At 62.0% G+C, this 15669-nt stretch carries 18 protein-coding genes; 8 read left to right on the forward strand and 10 right to left on the reverse strand.

Features of this window, described 5'->3' with window-relative positions; genetic code table 11:
- Positions 1–11 precede the first annotated feature (11 nt).
- Genes rsmD through JMN22_RS02355 form a run of 3 tightly spaced genes read right to left on the reverse strand, consistent with a single transcriptional unit; the run spans position 12 to position 3461 of the window.
- Positions 12–623, reverse strand: a complete 612-nt coding sequence (gene rsmD / locus JMN22_RS02345) for a 16S rRNA (guanine(966)-N(2))-methyltransferase RsmD (RefSeq protein ID WP_030137927.1) — start codon at positions 621–623, stop codon at positions 12–14.
- Positions 623–2113 (reverse strand): M16 family metallopeptidase, encoded by a 1491-nt coding sequence (locus JMN22_RS02350; protein ID WP_198796884.1) that lies wholly within the window; start codon positions 2111–2113, stop codon positions 623–625. The genes rsmD and JMN22_RS02350 overlap by 1 nt, the downstream gene beginning before the upstream one ends.
- The gene (locus tag JMN22_RS02355; RefSeq protein ID WP_030137925.1) at positions 2106–3461 is read right to left on the reverse strand and encodes a M16 family metallopeptidase; all 1356 of its coding nucleotides are present in this window, start codon (positions 3459–3461) and stop codon (positions 2106–2108) included. The genes JMN22_RS02350 and JMN22_RS02355 overlap by 8 nt, the downstream gene beginning before the upstream one ends.
- A 344-nt stretch (positions 3462–3805) precedes the next feature.
- Here JMN22_RS02355 and ftsY point away from each other — a divergent pair, with 344 nt between their 5' ends.
- The 4 genes from ftsY (at position 3806) to rpoH (ending at position 7851) form a co-directional block, all read left to right on the forward strand.
- Positions 3806–5197 carry a signal recognition particle-docking protein FtsY gene (ftsY, locus tag JMN22_RS02360; RefSeq protein ID WP_030137924.1) on the forward strand — a complete coding sequence of 464 codons (1392 nt, stop codon included), beginning with the start codon at positions 3806–3808 and terminating at the stop codon, positions 5195–5197.
- Positions 5194–5865 (forward strand): cell division ATP-binding protein FtsE, encoded by a 672-nt coding sequence (gene ftsE, locus JMN22_RS02365; RefSeq protein WP_030137923.1) that lies wholly within the window; start codon positions 5194–5196, stop codon positions 5863–5865. The genes ftsY and ftsE overlap by 4 nt, the downstream gene beginning before the upstream one ends.
- Complete coding sequence (ftsX, locus tag JMN22_RS02370; RefSeq protein ID WP_030137922.1) at positions 5862–6884, forward strand: permease-like cell division protein FtsX; 1023 nt, start codon at positions 5862–5864, stop codon at positions 6882–6884. Before ftsE ends, ftsX begins: the two co-directional genes overlap by 4 nt.
- 112 nt (positions 6885–6996) lie before the next feature.
- Positions 6997–7851 (forward strand): RNA polymerase sigma factor RpoH, encoded by an 855-nt coding sequence (gene rpoH, locus JMN22_RS02375; protein ID WP_030137921.1) that lies wholly within the window; start codon positions 6997–6999, stop codon positions 7849–7851.
- Positions 7852–8052: 201 nt separating this feature from the next.
- Here rpoH and mtgA read toward each other — a convergent pair whose 3' ends face one another.
- Complete coding sequence (mtgA, locus tag JMN22_RS02380; protein WP_030137920.1) at positions 8053–8775, reverse strand: monofunctional biosynthetic peptidoglycan transglycosylase; 723 nt, start codon at positions 8773–8775, stop codon at positions 8053–8055.
- A 73-nt stretch (positions 8776–8848) separates the two neighbouring features.
- On the opposite strand from mtgA, the gene JMN22_RS02385 reads away from it, so the two are divergent.
- The 4 genes from JMN22_RS02385 (at position 8849) to trmB (ending at position 11098) form a co-directional block, all read left to right on the forward strand.
- On the forward strand, positions 8849–9229 hold the full coding sequence (locus JMN22_RS02385) for a DUF423 domain-containing protein (protein ID WP_030137919.1): 381 nt from the start codon (positions 8849–8851) through the stop codon (positions 9227–9229).
- Positions 9230–9313: 84 nt separating this feature from the next.
- Positions 9314–9514 carry a sulfur carrier protein ThiS gene (thiS, locus tag JMN22_RS02390; protein ID WP_018609493.1) on the forward strand — a complete coding sequence of 67 codons (201 nt, stop codon included), beginning with the start codon at positions 9314–9316 and terminating at the stop codon, positions 9512–9514.
- A gap of 54 nt (positions 9515–9568) precedes the next feature.
- On the forward strand, positions 9569–10363 hold the full coding sequence (locus JMN22_RS02395) for a thiazole synthase (RefSeq protein ID WP_003177480.1): 795 nt from the start codon (positions 9569–9571) through the stop codon (positions 10361–10363).
- A gap of 9 nt (positions 10364–10372) precedes the next feature.
- Positions 10373–11098: a tRNA (guanosine(46)-N7)-methyltransferase TrmB gene (gene trmB, locus JMN22_RS02400; RefSeq protein ID WP_030137918.1), complete on the forward strand. Its 726-nt coding sequence runs from the start codon at positions 10373–10375 to the stop codon at positions 11096–11098.
- A 145-nt stretch (positions 11099–11243) separates the two neighbouring features.
- On the opposite strand, the gene JMN22_RS02405 is transcribed toward trmB, so the two are convergent.
- The 6 genes from JMN22_RS02405 to metX are packed head-to-tail and all read right to left on the reverse strand — an operon-like array spanning position 11244 to position 15602.
- A complete protein-coding gene (locus tag JMN22_RS02405; RefSeq protein ID WP_014340681.1) occupies positions 11244–11567 on the reverse strand; it encodes a DUF3392 domain-containing protein in 324 nt (107 codons plus the stop codon).
- 18 nt (positions 11568–11585) lie between these two features.
- The gene (hemW, locus tag JMN22_RS02410; protein ID WP_225936075.1) at positions 11586–12785 is read right to left on the reverse strand and encodes a radical SAM family heme chaperone HemW; all 1200 of its coding nucleotides are present in this window, start codon (positions 12783–12785) and stop codon (positions 11586–11588) included.
- Positions 12782–13378 (reverse strand): RdgB/HAM1 family non-canonical purine NTP pyrophosphatase, encoded by a 597-nt coding sequence (rdgB, locus tag JMN22_RS02415; protein ID WP_198796883.1) that lies wholly within the window; start codon positions 13376–13378, stop codon positions 12782–12784. Before rdgB ends, hemW begins: the two co-directional genes overlap by 4 nt.
- Entirely contained in the window at positions 13375–13809 is a 435-nt protein-coding gene (locus tag JMN22_RS02420; protein WP_198796882.1) for a DUF4426 domain-containing protein, read from the reverse strand. The genes rdgB and JMN22_RS02420 overlap by 4 nt, the downstream gene beginning before the upstream one ends.
- A gap of 25 nt (positions 13810–13834) precedes the next feature.
- Positions 13835–14455: a methionine biosynthesis protein MetW gene (gene metW, locus JMN22_RS02425; protein ID WP_198796881.1), complete on the reverse strand. Its 621-nt coding sequence runs from the start codon at positions 14453–14455 to the stop codon at positions 13835–13837.
- A gap of 7 nt (positions 14456–14462) precedes the next feature.
- Positions 14463–15602: a homoserine O-succinyltransferase MetX gene (gene metX / locus JMN22_RS02430; protein WP_030137913.1), complete on the reverse strand. Its 1140-nt coding sequence runs from the start codon at positions 15600–15602 to the stop codon at positions 14463–14465.
- Positions 15603–15669: the final 67 nt, after the last annotated feature.

Below are 15669 nucleotides of genomic sequence, written 5' to 3' on the forward strand. Positions count from 1 at the left end.
TGGTCAGCCGTTCAGCCAATGTCCTTTGTCAGACGCTGCCACAAGGCGTAATACACCCGTCCGGATTTCTGCTCGCGGTGCAAGCGCCAGTTGCCCGGCAAGCCCAGGGTGGACGGGGCGGTTTCGCTTTCAGTGTAGACCCAGGCATCCTCGGCCAGCCACTGACGTTCCTCGAGCAAGGCGCAGACCGCCGGCAACAGGTTCTGGTTGAAAGGCGGGTCGAGAAACACCAGGTCGAAGGCCGTCGCCGGTTGGCTGTCGAGGTAGCGCAACGCATCGGCGGTTTGCACCTGGCCAACGGTGCAACGCAGGGTCCCCAGGTGTTCCTTCAGGCTGGAAACCGCCACGTTGCTGGCGTCCAGCGCCTGGCCCATGGCGGCGCCACGGGACAGCGCCTCGAGAAACAGCGCGCCGCTGCCGGCAAACGGATCGAGGACCTTGGCGCCCGCCACGTAAGGGGCGAGCCAGTTGAATAGGGTTTCGCGCACCCGGTCCGGGGTCGGCCGCAGGCCAGGGGCATCGGGGAAGCTCAGGCGCCTGCTGCGCCATTCGCCGCCAATGATGCGCAACTGGTTCACGCCGTTGTGCGCGGGTTTCTTGCTGGGATTGGATGGGCGGGCCATTAATGCTCCGGGACCCCGAGCGGCTGCTCGGCAGGTTTGTCAGTGGGGGCCGGCAACGGCTTTTGCGGTACGCTCGGGCCAGCGGTGACGATGACCATTTTGTCGGTGCTCAAATGTTTGTTCAGTGCGGTCTTCACCTGCTCAACCGTCAGTTCCTGGGTTTGACGCATGAAGTCTTCCAGGTAGCTCAGCGGCAAGTCATAGAAACCCATGGCGCCGAGCTGGCCGACGATGTCGGCATTGCTGGCGGTGGACAGTGGGAAGCTGCCGGCCAGTTCGCGCTTGGCGTCTTCGAGTTCCTTTTGGGTCGGGCCGTTCCTGAGGTAATCGGCGAACACGTCCTGAACCAGCTTCAAGGTGCCCTCGCTCATCTCCGCGCGGGTTTGCAGGTTGATCATGAACGGGCCACGGGCTTGCATCGCCGTGAAACCTGAATAGATACCATAGGTCAGGCCGCGCTTCTCGCGCACTTCCGTCATCAACCGCGTACCGAAACCACCGCCACCGAGGATCTGGTTGCCGAGGGTAACGGCCGCATAATCCGGGTCGTCGCGATCGATGCCCAATTGCGCGAGCATCAGGTTGGTCTGCTTGGACGGGAATTCGATATGGCCGATGCTTGCCTTCGGCTCCGCCGGTGCCGGAGTTTTCGCCAGGGCCGGACCTTTGGGCAGCGCGGCGGAGACCTGGCTGGCAACGGCTTCGGCCTCGGCGCGGGACAAATCACCCACCAGCGCAATCACGGCGTTACCGGCGGCGTAGGCCTTGGCGTGGAAGGCCCGGGCCTGGGCCAGGGTGATCGGCGGAATGCTGTCGGCGGTGCCATCGCTGGAATGGGCATACGGATGCTCGCCGTACAGGCGCTTCATCAGCTCCAGGCCCGCCAATTTGCCGGGATTCTGCTTCTGGTACTCGAAGCCGTCGAGCATCTGGTTCTTGATCCGGGCGAAGGAGTCGGCGGGGAAGGTCGGTTTGCCGACCACTTCGGCGAACAGCTTCAACGCCGGCTCACGCTTGTCCGCTGCGCTGAGGCTGCGCAGGGACGCCACGGCCATGTCACGGTAGGCGCCGTTGCCGAAGTCCGCGCCGAGGCTTTCGAAGCCTTGGGCAATCGCGCTGACGTCCTTGCCGGCTACGCCTTCGTTGAGCATGGCGTTGGTCAGCAGGGCGAGGCCGGGGGCGTCGCCGTCCTGGCTGCTGCCGGCGGCGAAGGTCAGGCGCAGGTCGAACATCGGCAGCTCGCGGGCTTCGACGAACAGCACCTTGGCGCCGTCGGCGGTTTTCCAGGTCTGCACGTCTAGCTGGCGCCGACTGGGCGCCTTGTCGTTCAGTTCGGCCAGGGATTGCAGTTTGCTGCTGGACTTGGCTTTGTCCAATGCCTGGCTGGCCTTGGGGGCGCTTGAAGGTGCCAGGTAAAAGGCCAGGGCGCCGACCAGGGCGATCAAGACCAGGCCGATCAGCACCAGGCGCGATGATTTGCGCTCACTCATGAGCTTTCTCCTCGGGCAGGACGTGCGCAACGCTCAGGCGCGAGCGGGTGAAATACAGCTGGGCTGCCTTCTGGATATCCTGCGGGGTCACGCTTTGCAGTTCGGCGAGTTCGCTGTCCATCAGTTTCCAGGACAAGCCGACGGTTTCCAGCTGGCCGATGGCGGTGGCCTGGCTGGTGATCGAGTCGCGCTCATACACCAGGCCTGCGATGACCTGGGCGCGGACGCGTTCCAGCTCCTCGGCGGTCGGTGCGGTGGTTTTCAGCTGTTCAAGCAAGCGCCACAAGCCCGCTTCGGCCTGGGCGAGGGTCTTGTTTTTCTGCGTGTTGGGCGTTGCCGACAAGGTGAACAGCGTGTCGCCGCGGGTAAAGGCGTCGTAGTTCGACGAGCCGCCGGACACCAACTCTTCGCCGCGCTCCAGTTGGGTCGGGATCCGGCCGCTGTAGCCGCCATCCAGCAGGGCCGAGATCAGCCGCAGCGCGTTGACCGACGCCTTGTCCGTCGCGGTGGCGATGCTTGGCACATTGAAGGCCAGCATCACGCTGGGCAGTTGGGTCTGCACATGCAGGGTAATCTGGCGCTCGCCGGGTTCGGCCAGCTCCAGCGGGATTTTCGCGACCGGCACCGGGCGCCGGGCAATCGGACCGAAATAACGCTGGGCCAGGGACTTGACCTCGTCTGGCGTCACGTCGCCGACCACCACCAGCGTGGCGTTGTTCGGGGTGTACCAGGACTCGTACCAGTGGCGCAGCTCCTCGACAGTCATCCGATCCAGGTCGGCCATCCAGCCGATCGTCGGCGTGTGGTAGCCGCTGGCCGGGTACGCCATGGCCTTGAAGCGTTCGAAGGCCTTGGACATCGGCTTGTCATCGGTGCGCATGCGGCGCTCTTCCTTGATGACTTCGATCTCGCGGCTGAATTCTTCTGGCGGCAGGCGCAGGCTGGCCATGCGATCGGCTTCCAGTTCGAAGGCCACGCCCAGGCGATCGCGCGCCAGTACTTGGTAGTAGGCGGTGAAATCGTCGCTGGTGAAGGCATTTTCTTCGGCACCGAGGTCGCGCAGGATCAGCGACGCCTCGCCGGGGCCGACTTTCTCGCTGCCCTTGAACATCATGTGTTCCAGGGCATGGGACAAACCGGTCTGGCCCGGTGTTTCGTAGCTGGAACCGACCTTGTACCAGACCTGGGATACCACCACCGGCGCGCGATGGTCTTCGCGAACGACGACCTTCAGGCCGTTGTCGAGGGTAAATTCGTGGGTGGGTTGTGGATCGGCAGCAAGGGCTGAAAAAGGCAGGCAGACCGTGCCGAGCAGCAGGCCAGCGGCGCAGCGGGCAAGAGCATTCATTCGTGTTTAAACCTGTTGGGCTGCCTGCCGGGTCTTAGCCGCAGCAGGCGAGGAGGTGCTAGGATAACGGTCCGTTTTACTGGCGGCCACGCCTATCGGGTCTTTTATCGGCCCAAGGTTGTCTGGGTTCTGGGCATTAACGTTGGGTTTTTTCGTGGATCCCCGCGTTTTCGCCGATGATGCCGTACCAGTCCTTCGAAAAAATCGACCAAGAGGTGTCCTGGCGACATTTCGACAATCTGTTGCGCGTGAACAAGCTGGATGAAACGCAGTCTGTTCAGCATCGAATATTTATCACCGAGGCGCCCTCGTGGCGCGTCGCTACCGTGAGATAGCCGTCCTCCATGTTTGGTTCCAACGACGACAAGAAGACCCCAGCTGCGGCTGGCGAGAAGAAAAGCCTGTTCGGATGGCTGCGCAAGAAGCCGCAGGAAACCGTTGCCGAACAGCCACAACCGCAGCCCGAGCCCGCCGAAGCGCCGGTGGCCGAAGAGGCCGCGCCCATTGTCCTGCCGATTGCCGAACCGGTATTGCAGCCGGCCGAGCCTGAAGCCGAGCCAGTGGCTGAGCCGGTGCTCGAGCAACCCCTGACTCCGCCCGCCGGGCAGACGCCCTGGCTGACCCTGCCCGTGGCGGAAGAGCCGGTCGCGCTGGTGGAGGACGCCCAGGCGCCCCACGTCACCCCGCCAATTCCCGCCCCGACGCAACCGGAGGAAACACCGAGCGCCGTGGTCGTGCCTCCGGTTCCAGATCTTGTACCAGAGCCAGAGCCAGTAGAGGTTCAGGTCCCGGCCGAAGAGAACAAAGTCGGCTTCTTTGCCCGCTTGAAGCAGGGCCTGTCCAAGACCAGCGCCAGCATCGGCGAAGGCATGGCCAGCCTGTTCCTGGGCAAGAAAGTCATCGACGATGAATTGCTGGAAGACATCGAGACCCGCCTGTTGACCGCCGATGTCGGCGTCGAGGCCACTTCCGTGATCATCCAGAGCCTGACCCAGAAGGTCGCGCGCAAACAGCTGACCGATGCCGATGCACTGTACAAATCCCTGCAAGGCGAACTGACCAACCTGCTCAAGCCGGTGGAAAAACCCCTGGTGGTGGCCTCGCAGAACAAGCCATTCGTGATTTTGGTCGTGGGCGTCAACGGTGCCGGCAAGACCACCACCATCGGCAAGCTGGCGAAGAAGCTGCAACTCGAAGGCAAGAAGGTCATGCTCGCCGCCGGCGATACCTTCCGCGCTGCCGCAGTCGAACAGCTGCAAGTGTGGGGCGAACGCAACAAGATCCCGGTGATCGCCCAGCACACCGGCGCCGACTCCGCCTCGGTGATCTTCGACGCCGTGCAGGCCGCCAAGGCCCGGGGCATCGATGTGCTGATCGCCGACACGGCCGGTCGCCTGCACACCAAAGACAACCTGATGGAAGAATTGAAGAAGGTCCGCCGGGTAATCGGCAAACTCGACGCCGATGCGCCTCACGAGGTCCTGCTGGTGCTGGACGCCGGTACCGGCCAGAACGCCATCAACCAGGCCAAGCAATTCAACCAGACCGTCGAACTGACGGGGTTGGCCCTGACCAAGCTCGACGGCACTGCCAAGGGCGGGGTGATTTTCGCCCTGGCCAAGCAGTTCGGCCTGCCGATTCGCTACATCGGCGTGGGCGAAGGCATTGACGATTTGCGCACCTTTGAAGCCGAGCCTTTTGTCCAGGCATTGTTTGCCGAGCGGGAGCATTCATGATTCGTTTCGAACAGGTCGGTAAACGCTATCCGAACGGTCACGTCGGCTTGCATGAGCTGAGCTTTCGGGTCCGTCGGGGCGAGTTTCTGTTTGTCACCGGCCATTCCGGCGCTGGTAAAAGTACCTTGCTTCGCCTGCTGCTGGCGATGGAGCGACCCACCACCGGCAAGCTGCTGTTGGCTGGCCAGGACCTGAGCACCATCAGCAACGCCCAGATTCCCTTCTTGCGCCGCCAGATCGGCGTGGTATTCCAGAATCACCAGTTGTTGTTCGACCGCACGGTGTTCAACAACGTCGCGCTGCCGTTGCAGATCCTTGGGTTGTCCAAGGCCGAGATCAACAAGCGCGTGGATTCGGCCTTGGAACGCGTAGCGTTGTCGGACAAGACCGACCTTTATCCGGGCGACCTGTCCACCGGCCAGCAACAGCGCGTGGGTATCGCCCGCGCCATCGTCCATCGTCCGGCCTTGCTGTTGGCGGATGAACCCACCGGTAACCTCGACCCACGACTGGCGGCAGAAATCATGGGCGTATTCGAAGACATCAACCGTCTGGGCACCAGCGTACTGATTGCCAGTCACGACCTGGCCCTGATCGCACGCATGCGTCATCGCATGCTCACCTTGCAGCGCGGTCGACTGATCGGTGACGGGGAGGCAGGTGTATGAGCGCAACCCGAAGCCCTAAAGTGGCCGAGCGTGTAGCCCCCAAGGCCTCCGATCCGCAGCCGCCGAAAAAGAAACGCGACGATGACGACGGTCCGGATTTCGCCACGCTGCTACATGCCTGGATCGAAAGCCATCGCGCCAGCCTGCTCGATAGCCTTCGGCGCCTGGGCAAGCAGCCCATCGGCAGTTTCTTTACCTGCATGGTCATGGCAGTGGCCTTGAGCTTGCCCATGGGCCTGTCATTACTGCTGAATAATGTCGAACGCCTGGGTGGCTCCTGGCAGCGTGCGGCGCAGATCTCCCTTTATTTGCAACTGGATGCGACGCCGGGCGAAGGCGAGGCGCTGCGTGAGCAGATCAAGGCCATGCCGGGCGTGGCCGATGCCGAGTACGTGGGGCGCGAGCAGGCTCTTGAGGAGTTCCAGCAGCAATCCGGCCTGGGCGAAGCCCTCAAGGAACTGCCGGAAAACCCGCTGCCGGGCGTGGTGCTGGTGACCCCGAACGAGGTCGACAAGCCGACCCTTGAAGCATTGAGACAAAGACTTTCCGAATTGCCGAAGGTACAACAGGCACAACTTGATCTAGTCTGGGTCGAGCGTCTTGCGGCGATACTCAAGCTCGGCGACCGGTTTGTCTTCGGCCTGACGGTGCTGCTGGTTTCCGCATTACTTTTGGTGATAGGCAATACCATTCGTCTTCATATTGAAAACCGCCGCACCGAGATAGAAGTGATTAAACTCGTCGGCGGTACGGACAGTTATGTACGCAGGCCCTTCCTTTATATGGGGGCGCTGTATGGCTTCGGTGCCGGGATCCTGTCCTGGGGCGTATTGGCGTTCGGCCTGGATTGGCTGAACGATGCGGTAGTGGGTCTGGCCGGTTTGTACGGCAGCGATTTTTCGCTGGCCGGTGTGCCAGTCGCCGACGGTCTGTCGCTCTTGCTTGGCGCGGTGCTGTTGGGTTATATCGGTGCATGGATTGCGGTAGCACGCCACCTGCGTGAGCTTGCTCCAAAATAGTGTTTTTTGCGCGTATTGACCTTTCAGTTTTTGTGGGAACTTGTCCTACGGTTCCCGGTCAATTTTCGCAGTGCTGAACTGCACGAGTTATGTGAGTCGGAGGTTTTTTCGTATGACCACTTCTTTGCAACCTGCTTATGCTCTAGTCCCGGGTGCAAACCTTGAGGCCTATGTGCACACGGTGAACAGCATTCCATTGCTGTCGCCCGAGCAGGAGCGTGAACTGGCCGAGAGTCTCTATTATGAGCAGGATCTTGAGGCGGCTCGGCAGATGGTGCTCGCCCACCTGCGTTTTGTCGTACATATCGCCCGCAGCTATTCCGGCTACGGGCTGGCCCAGGCCGACCTGATCCAGGAAGGCAACGTTGGCCTGATGAAGGCGGTCAAGCGTTTCAACCCGGAAATGGGTGTGCGCCTGGTGTCGTTTGCGGTGCACTGGATCAAGGCGGAAATCCACGAGTTCATCCTGCGCAACTGGCGCATCGTGAAAGTCGCGACCACCAAGGCCCAGCGCAAGCTGTTCTTCAACCTGCGCAGCCAGAAGAAGCGCCTGGCCTGGCTGAGCAACGAGGAAGTCCATCGCGTAGCCGAAAGTCTAGGTGTGGAACCTCGTGAAGTGCGCGAAATGGAAAGCCGCCTGACCGGCCATGACATGGCCTTCGACCCGGCCGCCGAAGCGGACGACGACAGTGCTTTCCAATCGCCGGCCAATTACCTGGAAGACCACCGGTACGACCCGGCGCGTCAACTGGAAGACGCCGACTGGAGCGACAACTCCAACACCAACCTGCACGAAGCCCTGGAAGTGCTGGACGAACGCAGCCGCGACATTCTCTACCAGCGCTGGCTGGCCGAGGAAAAAGCCACGCTGCACGACCTGGCGCAGAAGTACAACGTGTCGGCCGAGCGGATTCGCCAGCTTGAAAAGAGCGCGATGAACAAGCTCAAGGTGTCGATCGCGGCCTGACCTGCGATAAAGGCCACAAACAAAACGCCCCGATCAGTGATGATCGGGGCGTTTTTTATTGTGCGCGATGTTGGATTCGACCCGGGTCCCTTGTGGGAGCGAGCTTGCTCGCGATGGCGGTGGGTCAGTCGACATCTCTACTGAGTGCTCAATTGTCATCGCGAGCGAGCTCGCTCCCACAGTTGATTATTGGTGTCTCGGCTACTGCGCCCAAGGCGCCCGCCGCGCATGATCGAGTTCCAGCAGATAACCATCGCCCCCCAACTGGCTCATCTGCTGACGAATCCAGCCCGCCCGCCGTAGCACATAAGGGCTCGGTCGGCTGGCGCTCCATTTGCGCGGGTTGGGCAGCACCGCTGCCAACAAGCTGGCCTGTTGCCGGGACAAGGCATCGGCACTTACGCGAAAGTGGTGCCGCGCCGCTGCTTCCGCGCCGAACACCCCGTCGTCCCACTCGACACTGTTGAGGTACACCTCAAGGATCCGCTGCTTTGGCCAGAACACTTCAATCAGCGCGGTGAACCAGGCTTCCAGCCCCTTGCGCAGCCAACTGCGACCGGACCACAGAAACAGGTTCTTCGATACTTGCTGGCTAAGGGTGCTGGCGCCACGAATTGAACCGCCGCGTCCGTTATGGGCGAACGCAGCCTGGATTGCACTGATGTCGAAGCCCCAGTGTTCGGGAAACTTCTGATCTTCGCCGGCAATCACCGCCACCTTGAGGTTGTCGGAAATCTGGTCCCAGGGTTGCCAGTCGCGCTGCAGGTCGATGGGTTCGCCACCGAACCAGGATTCAACCTTGCGCTCGATCATCAGCGCGGTGAATGGCGGCGGCACCACGCGAAACAACAGCACCAGCACAACACTGCCGACGGCGAACCAGAGCAGGGCTTTAACGAATCGTCGAAACAATGTACGCAGCATAGAGATGGCTTGGCCGAACCCGTCGAGCGGGCCATTATACAGACCCTGTCCACCGAGTCTGATCGGAGTTCCCATGTTGCGTAGCTTTCTGATGCTGGCGGCTTTTTTCGGCTTCACCGGCGTGGCCTTAGGTGCGTTTGCCGCCCATGGCCTGAAAAACCGCCTGAGCGCCGATTACCTGGCGATTTTCCACACCGGCGTCACCTATCAACTGGTGCATACCCTGGCCCTGCTGGGTGTCGCGCTGCTGGCCACGCATATTCCGGGTCGTATCGTCACGTGGGCCGGGATCTCATTTGTGATCGGCATCCTGCTGTTCTCCGGCAGCCTTTATTTGCTGACCCTCACCGGCATCAGCAAGCTGGGCATCATCACGCCCCTGGGCGGCGTGGCCTTTCTGATCGGCTGGTTATGCCTGGGCATCGCGGCCTGGCGCCTGCAACTTGCCGCGTGAAGCTTGAAGCTGACCAAGGGACTTGGGTCATCCAGACTGATCGGGCTAGAATGCCAGCCCCTAAAAATGATGGCGGCATCCGGCATGCGCATTCAGTTGAACGGCGAACCCCTTGACCTGCCCGACGGCGAAACCGTTGCGGCCCTGCTGACCCGTCTGGAACTTACCGGACGCCGCGTCGCGGTGGAGCTCAATCTGGATATCGTCCCGCGCAGCCAGCACGCCGAAACCACGTTGAACGACGGTGATAGCGTCGAAGTGGTCCACGCCATTGGCGGTGGCTAGTCGCCTCGATTTCGCAGCCTTTCGCAAGAACCTCACCCCTACAGAGGATTTCCCATGAGCATCGTTCGTAGCGACAAGCCTTTCGTCCTGGCCGGTCGTACCTACCAGTCGCGTTTGCTGGTAGGCACCGGCAAATACCGCGACATGGAAGAGACCCGCCTGGCCATCGAAGCCTCGGGCGCCGAGATCGTGACCGTCGCCGTGCGCCGGACCAACATCGGCCAGAACCCGGGCGAACCGAACCTGCTGGATATCCTGCCGCCGGATCGCTACACCATCCTGCCGAACACCGCCGGTTGCTTCGACGCCATCGAGGCCGTGCGCACCTGCCGCCTGGCCCGTGAGCTGCTCGATGGCCATAACCTGGTGAAGCTGGAAGTGCTGGCGGACCAGAAAACCCTGTTCCCCAACGTGATCGAAACCCTCAAGGCTGCGGAGACGCTGGTCAAGGAAGGTTTCGACGTGATGGTCTACACCAGCGATGACCCGATCATCGCCCGTCAACTGGCGGAAATCGGCTGCATCGCGGTCATGCCGCTGGCCGGCCTGATTGGCACCGGCCTGGGGATCTGCAACCCATACAACCTGCAGATCATCCTGGAAGAAGCCAAGATCCCGGTGCTGGTGGATGCCGGTGTCGGTACCGCCTCCGACGCCACCATCGCCATGGAGTTGGGTTGCGAGGCGGTGCTGATGAACTCGGCCATCGCCCATGCCCAGCAACCGATCCTGATGGCCGAAGCCATGAAGCACGCCATTGTTGCCGGCCGCCTGGCCTACCTCGCGGGCCGCATGCCGAAAAAACTCTACGCCAGCGCGTCTTCGCCGCTGGATGGTCTGATCAAGTAAGAGCCATTGATGACTGAATCGAACGACACGCCTGTCCTGCCGGAAGAGGGCGAAGAGCGCCAGCACCGCCGCATCAAGAGTTTCGTGATGCGCGCCGGGCGCATGACTGAAGGCCAGCAACGCGGCCTGGAGCAAGGCGCCCCGCTTTACGTCCTGCCCTTGGCCGATGCGCCGGTGGATTTTGACCAGGTCTTCGGCCGCTCGGCGCCGCGCTCGCTGGAAATCGGCTTTGGCATGGGCCATTCGTTACTGGAGATGGCTGCCGCTTCGCCGGAGCAGGATTTCATTGGCGTGGAAGTACACCGCCCGGGCGTCGGAGCACTGCTCAACGGTGTGTTGACCCAGGGCCTGACGAACCTGCGGGTCTACGATTGCGACGCCATTGAAGTGCTCAATCGCTGCATCGCCGACAACAGCCTCGACCGACTGATGTTGTTCTTCCCGGATCCTTGGCACAAAAGTCGTCACCACAAGCGCCGGATCGTCCAGGCGTCGTTCGCTGAGCTGGTGCGTAGCAAGTTGAAGGTCGGCGGTGTGCTGCACATGGCTACCGACTGGGAGCCCTACGCCGAATACATGTTGGAAGTGATGAACGTCGCCCCGGGTTATCGCAACCTGGCCGAAGACGGCAAGTGCGTACCGCGCCCGGCCGAACGGCCGATCACCAAGTTCGAACGCCGTGGCGAACGGCTTGGGCATGGGGTTTGGGATTTGAAGTTCGAGAAGCTGGCCTAAACACCAGAAGACCCATGGTGAAATGGTACTCCCTGTGGGAGCGAGCTTGCTCGCGATGAGGGCATGACATTCAACATCAATGTTGACTGTTACACCGCCATCGCGAGCAAGCTCGCTCCCACAGTTGTTTTTGGTTGTGGCTGAATCAGCGCCGATCCGCCACCACGCCAATCAACACCAGCACCACCAACAACACCGGGGCCAGGCTGTAGTTGTTGAACTGGCTCAAGCCTCGGACGATCCACGGCGTGGCGTAGATCAGCGCGGCGCCACTGCCGATCATGCACAGCAGGGCAATCAGCGGGACGCGCAACGCGCCGGCGATGCTGCCCAGGCGTTGTTCGACCCAGCCCTTGATATCGGCACCAAACAGCACCAGCAGGCAGCCTACCAATGCCAAGGAGATTTCCGACAGGTTGCTGCGGCTCCAGCGGGACACAGTGGCGAGCAGGTCGAGTACCAGATCCATTCGATTTCCTTGTGTTGATCAGCTCAGAAATGTTTGCAGCAAGTCATTGAGAAACAGCTGTCCGCGCTCGGTCGCCGCCAGACGTGACGGTTCGACCTGCAACAACCCACTTTGTTCGGCCTCGCGCCGGCCTTCGGCCAGGCTCTCAAGGGGCAGACCGGTGCGCTCCGGGTACAGCCGCGCTTCCACGCCTGCGGTCAGGCGCAGGGCATTCATCAGGAACTCGAACGGCAGTTCCTCGTTGGCGAGGGTTTTCTCACCCGCCTGGAAGCTTTTGGCCGGATTCAGGTAATCCTTGGGCAAGCGGGTCTTCCAGGTGCGCACGATGCGCCCGTCCGGATGGCTGAGCTTGCCGTGGGCCCCGGCGCCGATGCCGATGAAGTCGCCGAAGCTCCAATAATTGAGGTTGTGCCGCGCCGCCCGACCGGGCTGGGCATACGCCGAGACTTCGTACTGGGCGTAGCCGTGCTCGGCCAGCAATGCCTGCCCGGCTTCCTGGATGTCCCACAGCGTGTCGTCTTCCGGCAATGTTGGCGGCTGGTTCCAGAACACGGTGTTCGGCTCCAGCGTCAGCTGGTACCAGGACAAATGAGTGGGCTTCAGCGCAATGGCCTGGCGCAGGTCGCTCAAGGCGTCTTCGAGGGACTGGTCAGGCAAGCCGTGCATCAAGTCGAGGTTGAAGTTGTCGAACCCGGCCTGGCGGGCCATGCCAGCGGCGCGCACCGCCTCGTCACCGTTGTGGATCCGGCCCAGCGCTTCGAGCTTGGCCTGCTGGAAACTTTGGATGCCAATGGAGAGGCGATTGATGCCCAGCGCCCGGTAGGCAACGAACTTCGCTTGCTCGAACGTGCCGGGGTTGGCTTCCAGGGTGATTTCAATGTCCGGCGCGAAGGGAATGCGCGCCTCGACACCCTGGAGAAGTCGTCCCAGTGCCTGGGCGCTGAACAGGCTTGGCGTACCACCGCCAAAAAATATCGAACTCAGTCCACGACCATGAACCGCGTGCAGATCCTGGTCGAGATCGGCCAGCAAGGCGTCGACATACTCTTCTTCCGGCAACTGCGGGCTGGCGGTGTGGGAGTTGAAGTCGCAATACGGGCATTTGCGCACGCACCACGGGATATGGATGTACAACGCCAGGGGCGGCAGCGACGGCAGCGGCGCCCGAGGGGTTTGTGCGCCGCCGTGGATCAGCGGTGCGGGGGCGTCGGTGGTCATTGCAGGCCCAGACGCTGGCGCAGCAGGGCCATGGCGCGGGCGCGGTGGCTCAGTTGGTTCTTTTCCACGGGGCCCAGCTCGGCACTGGAGCAATTGCGCTCAGGCACCCAGAACAATGGGTCGTAGCCGAAACCGTGCTCGCCGCTGGCCTCGGTCAGAATGCGTCCTTGCCACAAGCCTTCGCAGAGGATCGGCAACGGATCGTCGGCATGGCGTACCAGGGCGAGCACACATACGAACTGCGCGCCGCGCTCGGCTTCGGGGACGTCCTTGAGGGCATCGAGCAGCTTGGCGTTGTTCGCCGCGTCACCTTTGCCGTCAGCGTAGCGGGCCGAGTAGATGCCCGGCGCGCCGCCGAGGAAGTCCACGGCCAGGCCGGAATCGTCGGCCAGCGCCGGCAGGCCGGAAATGCGCGCGGCGTTGCGGGCCTTGAGGATGGCGTTCTCGACGAACGACAGGCCGGTCTCTTCCGGTTCCACCTGGCTGAACTCGCCGATCGAGCGCAATTGCACCGACCCGCCGAGCATCGCCTGGAGTTCCTTGAGTTTGCCGGCGTTGTGGCTGGCCAGCACGAGTTGGGTGAGCTTGATCATTGGCCCGGGAACAGTTCCTGGTTGAAGTTGAGGGTGTTGATCTTGTCGCCGATCTGCACCTTGATTTCAAAGGTGCGGGTTTCCTGCTGGTCCACCGGGTATTGGGCGACGTAATAAATCGCGCCTGGCTCAGTGATCTGGCGGAAGCTGAGCGGGACCGTCTTGCTGGTCAGGTCCTTGACCGTGCCGCTGACTTGGGCGATCAGCGGCTTGCCACCCTTGATCACCGAAACATTGATCACGCCCTGGTTCTTGCTGCGGATCAGTTCGGCGCCCTTGGCGATGTCAGGCGTTAGGAAGGTGGAGTTGAACGTGTTGTAGTGCACGGTGACGTCACCGAACACTTCCTTGCGCTCGCCCTTGATGACATCGGCGGCCATGACGCCGACGCTTAGGCAGGCGGTGATGAGAAACAACCCTAGACGTTTCATGTCGTGCTCCTGGAAAGGCCGGCGTTTACACCGCGACCTGATGATCGGCGAGGCCTGGGCTGCTGACCCGATAGATGCCTATCTCACCTAACAGATTAGGCCAAAGCTTGCTCGCCCACCCGTGGCGGTGCTGCTGGTCTACGGCCAGGCGATCAATGACCTTGGCTTCGCGTTCGCGGCACAACTCCTCGAAATCCTCGAAGGTGCAGAAGTGGATGTTCGGCGTGTTGTACCAGGTGTAGGGCAGGAACTCCGACACCGGCATCCGCCCCTTGCTCGCCAGGTACCAGCGGCACCGCCAGTGACCGAAGTTGGGGAAGGTGATGATGCACTGGCGCCCGACGCGCAGCATTTCGTCGAGGATCTTGTCCGGGTAGTGCACGGCTTGCAGGGCCTGGGTCATGACCACGATGTCGAAGCTGTTGCTGGCGAAGTTGCCCAGGCCCTTGTCCAGGTCCTGCTCGATGACGTTGATGCCCTTGGCCACGCATTCGGCGATGTTGTCCGGGTCATTTTCCAGCCCGTAGCCCGTCACTTGCTTGTTGTCCCGCAGCCAGGTCAGCAATTCGCCGTTGCCGCAGCCCAGGTCGAGCACCCGGCTGCCGGCGGGGATCCATTCCTGGATGATGTCCAGATCGGCTCTCATGGCGTCCTCACAGCGTAATACGGTTCATGTAGTTGCCGAACGCCTGCAGGTAGCGCGGGATCGGGATCAAAAAGGCGTCGTGGCCCTGGGGCGCGTCGATTTCCAGGTAGCAGACGTCCTTGCGCGCGGCCATCAGTGCGTCCACCAGTTCCCGGGAGCGGGCCGGGGAGAAGCGCCAGTCGGTGGTAAACGACATCACGCAGAACTTGGCGGTGGCGTTGGCGAAGGTTTTCGCCAGGTTATCGTCGAAGTTCGCCGCCGGATCGAAGTAGTCCAGCGCCTTGGTCATCAACAGGTAGGTGTTGGCGTCGAAACGCCCGGAGAACTCTTCTCCCTGATAACGCAGGTAGCTCTCGACCTGGAACTCGACGCTGTGGAAGTCGTAGTTGAGCTTCTCGCTCTTGAGACCACGGCCGAATTTCTCGCCCATGGAATCGTCGGACAGGTAGGTGATGTGCCCGACCATCCGTGCCAGCATCAGCCCGCGCTTGGGGATCACGCCGTGTTCCTGGAACGAGCCGCCGTGGAATTCGGGGTCGGTGAGGATCGCCTGGCGCGCCACTTCGTTGAAGGCGATGTTCTGCGCCGACAGCTTGGGTGCCGAGGCGATTGCCAGGCAGTGGCGCACGCGGTCCGGGTAGGTGATGGTCCATTGCAGTGCTTGCATGCCACCCAGGCTGCCGCCGATCACCGCTGCCCATTGGGCGATGCCGAGACGGTCTGCCAGGCGCGCCTGGCTGTGGACCCAGTCTTCCACGGTCAGCACCGGGAAATCGGCGCCGAAGGGCTTGCCGGTGTCCGGGTTGATACTGCTGGGGCCGGTGGAGCCGTTGCAACCGCCGAGGTTGTTCAGGCTGACGACGAAGAACTTGTTGGTGTCGATGGGCTTGCCCGGACCGATGCAACTGTCCCACCAGCCGGGCTTGCGGTCATCGACGCTGTGGTAGCCGGCGGCGTGGTGATGCCCCGACAAGGCGTGGCAGATCAGCACGGCATTGCTCGCCGTGGCATTGAGGGTGCCGTAGGTTTCGTAGATCAGGTCATAGGCTGGCAACGAACGGCCGCAGGCCAGGGCCAGGGGCTCGCTGAAATGCGCCATTTGAGGCGTCACCAGACCAACGGAATCGGGGGGAAAGGCAGCTGGCATCGACCCTGCTCGCGTTGAAATGAGGCGTAAGTCTAAAGACCGCTGGGGTTAGCGGCAAGCAAACGGC

Source organism: Pseudomonas sp. HB05 (assembly GCF_016756915.1).
In the GTDB taxonomy this organism is placed as follows: Bacteria; Pseudomonadota; Gammaproteobacteria; order Pseudomonadales; family Pseudomonadaceae; genus Aquipseudomonas; species Aquipseudomonas alvandae.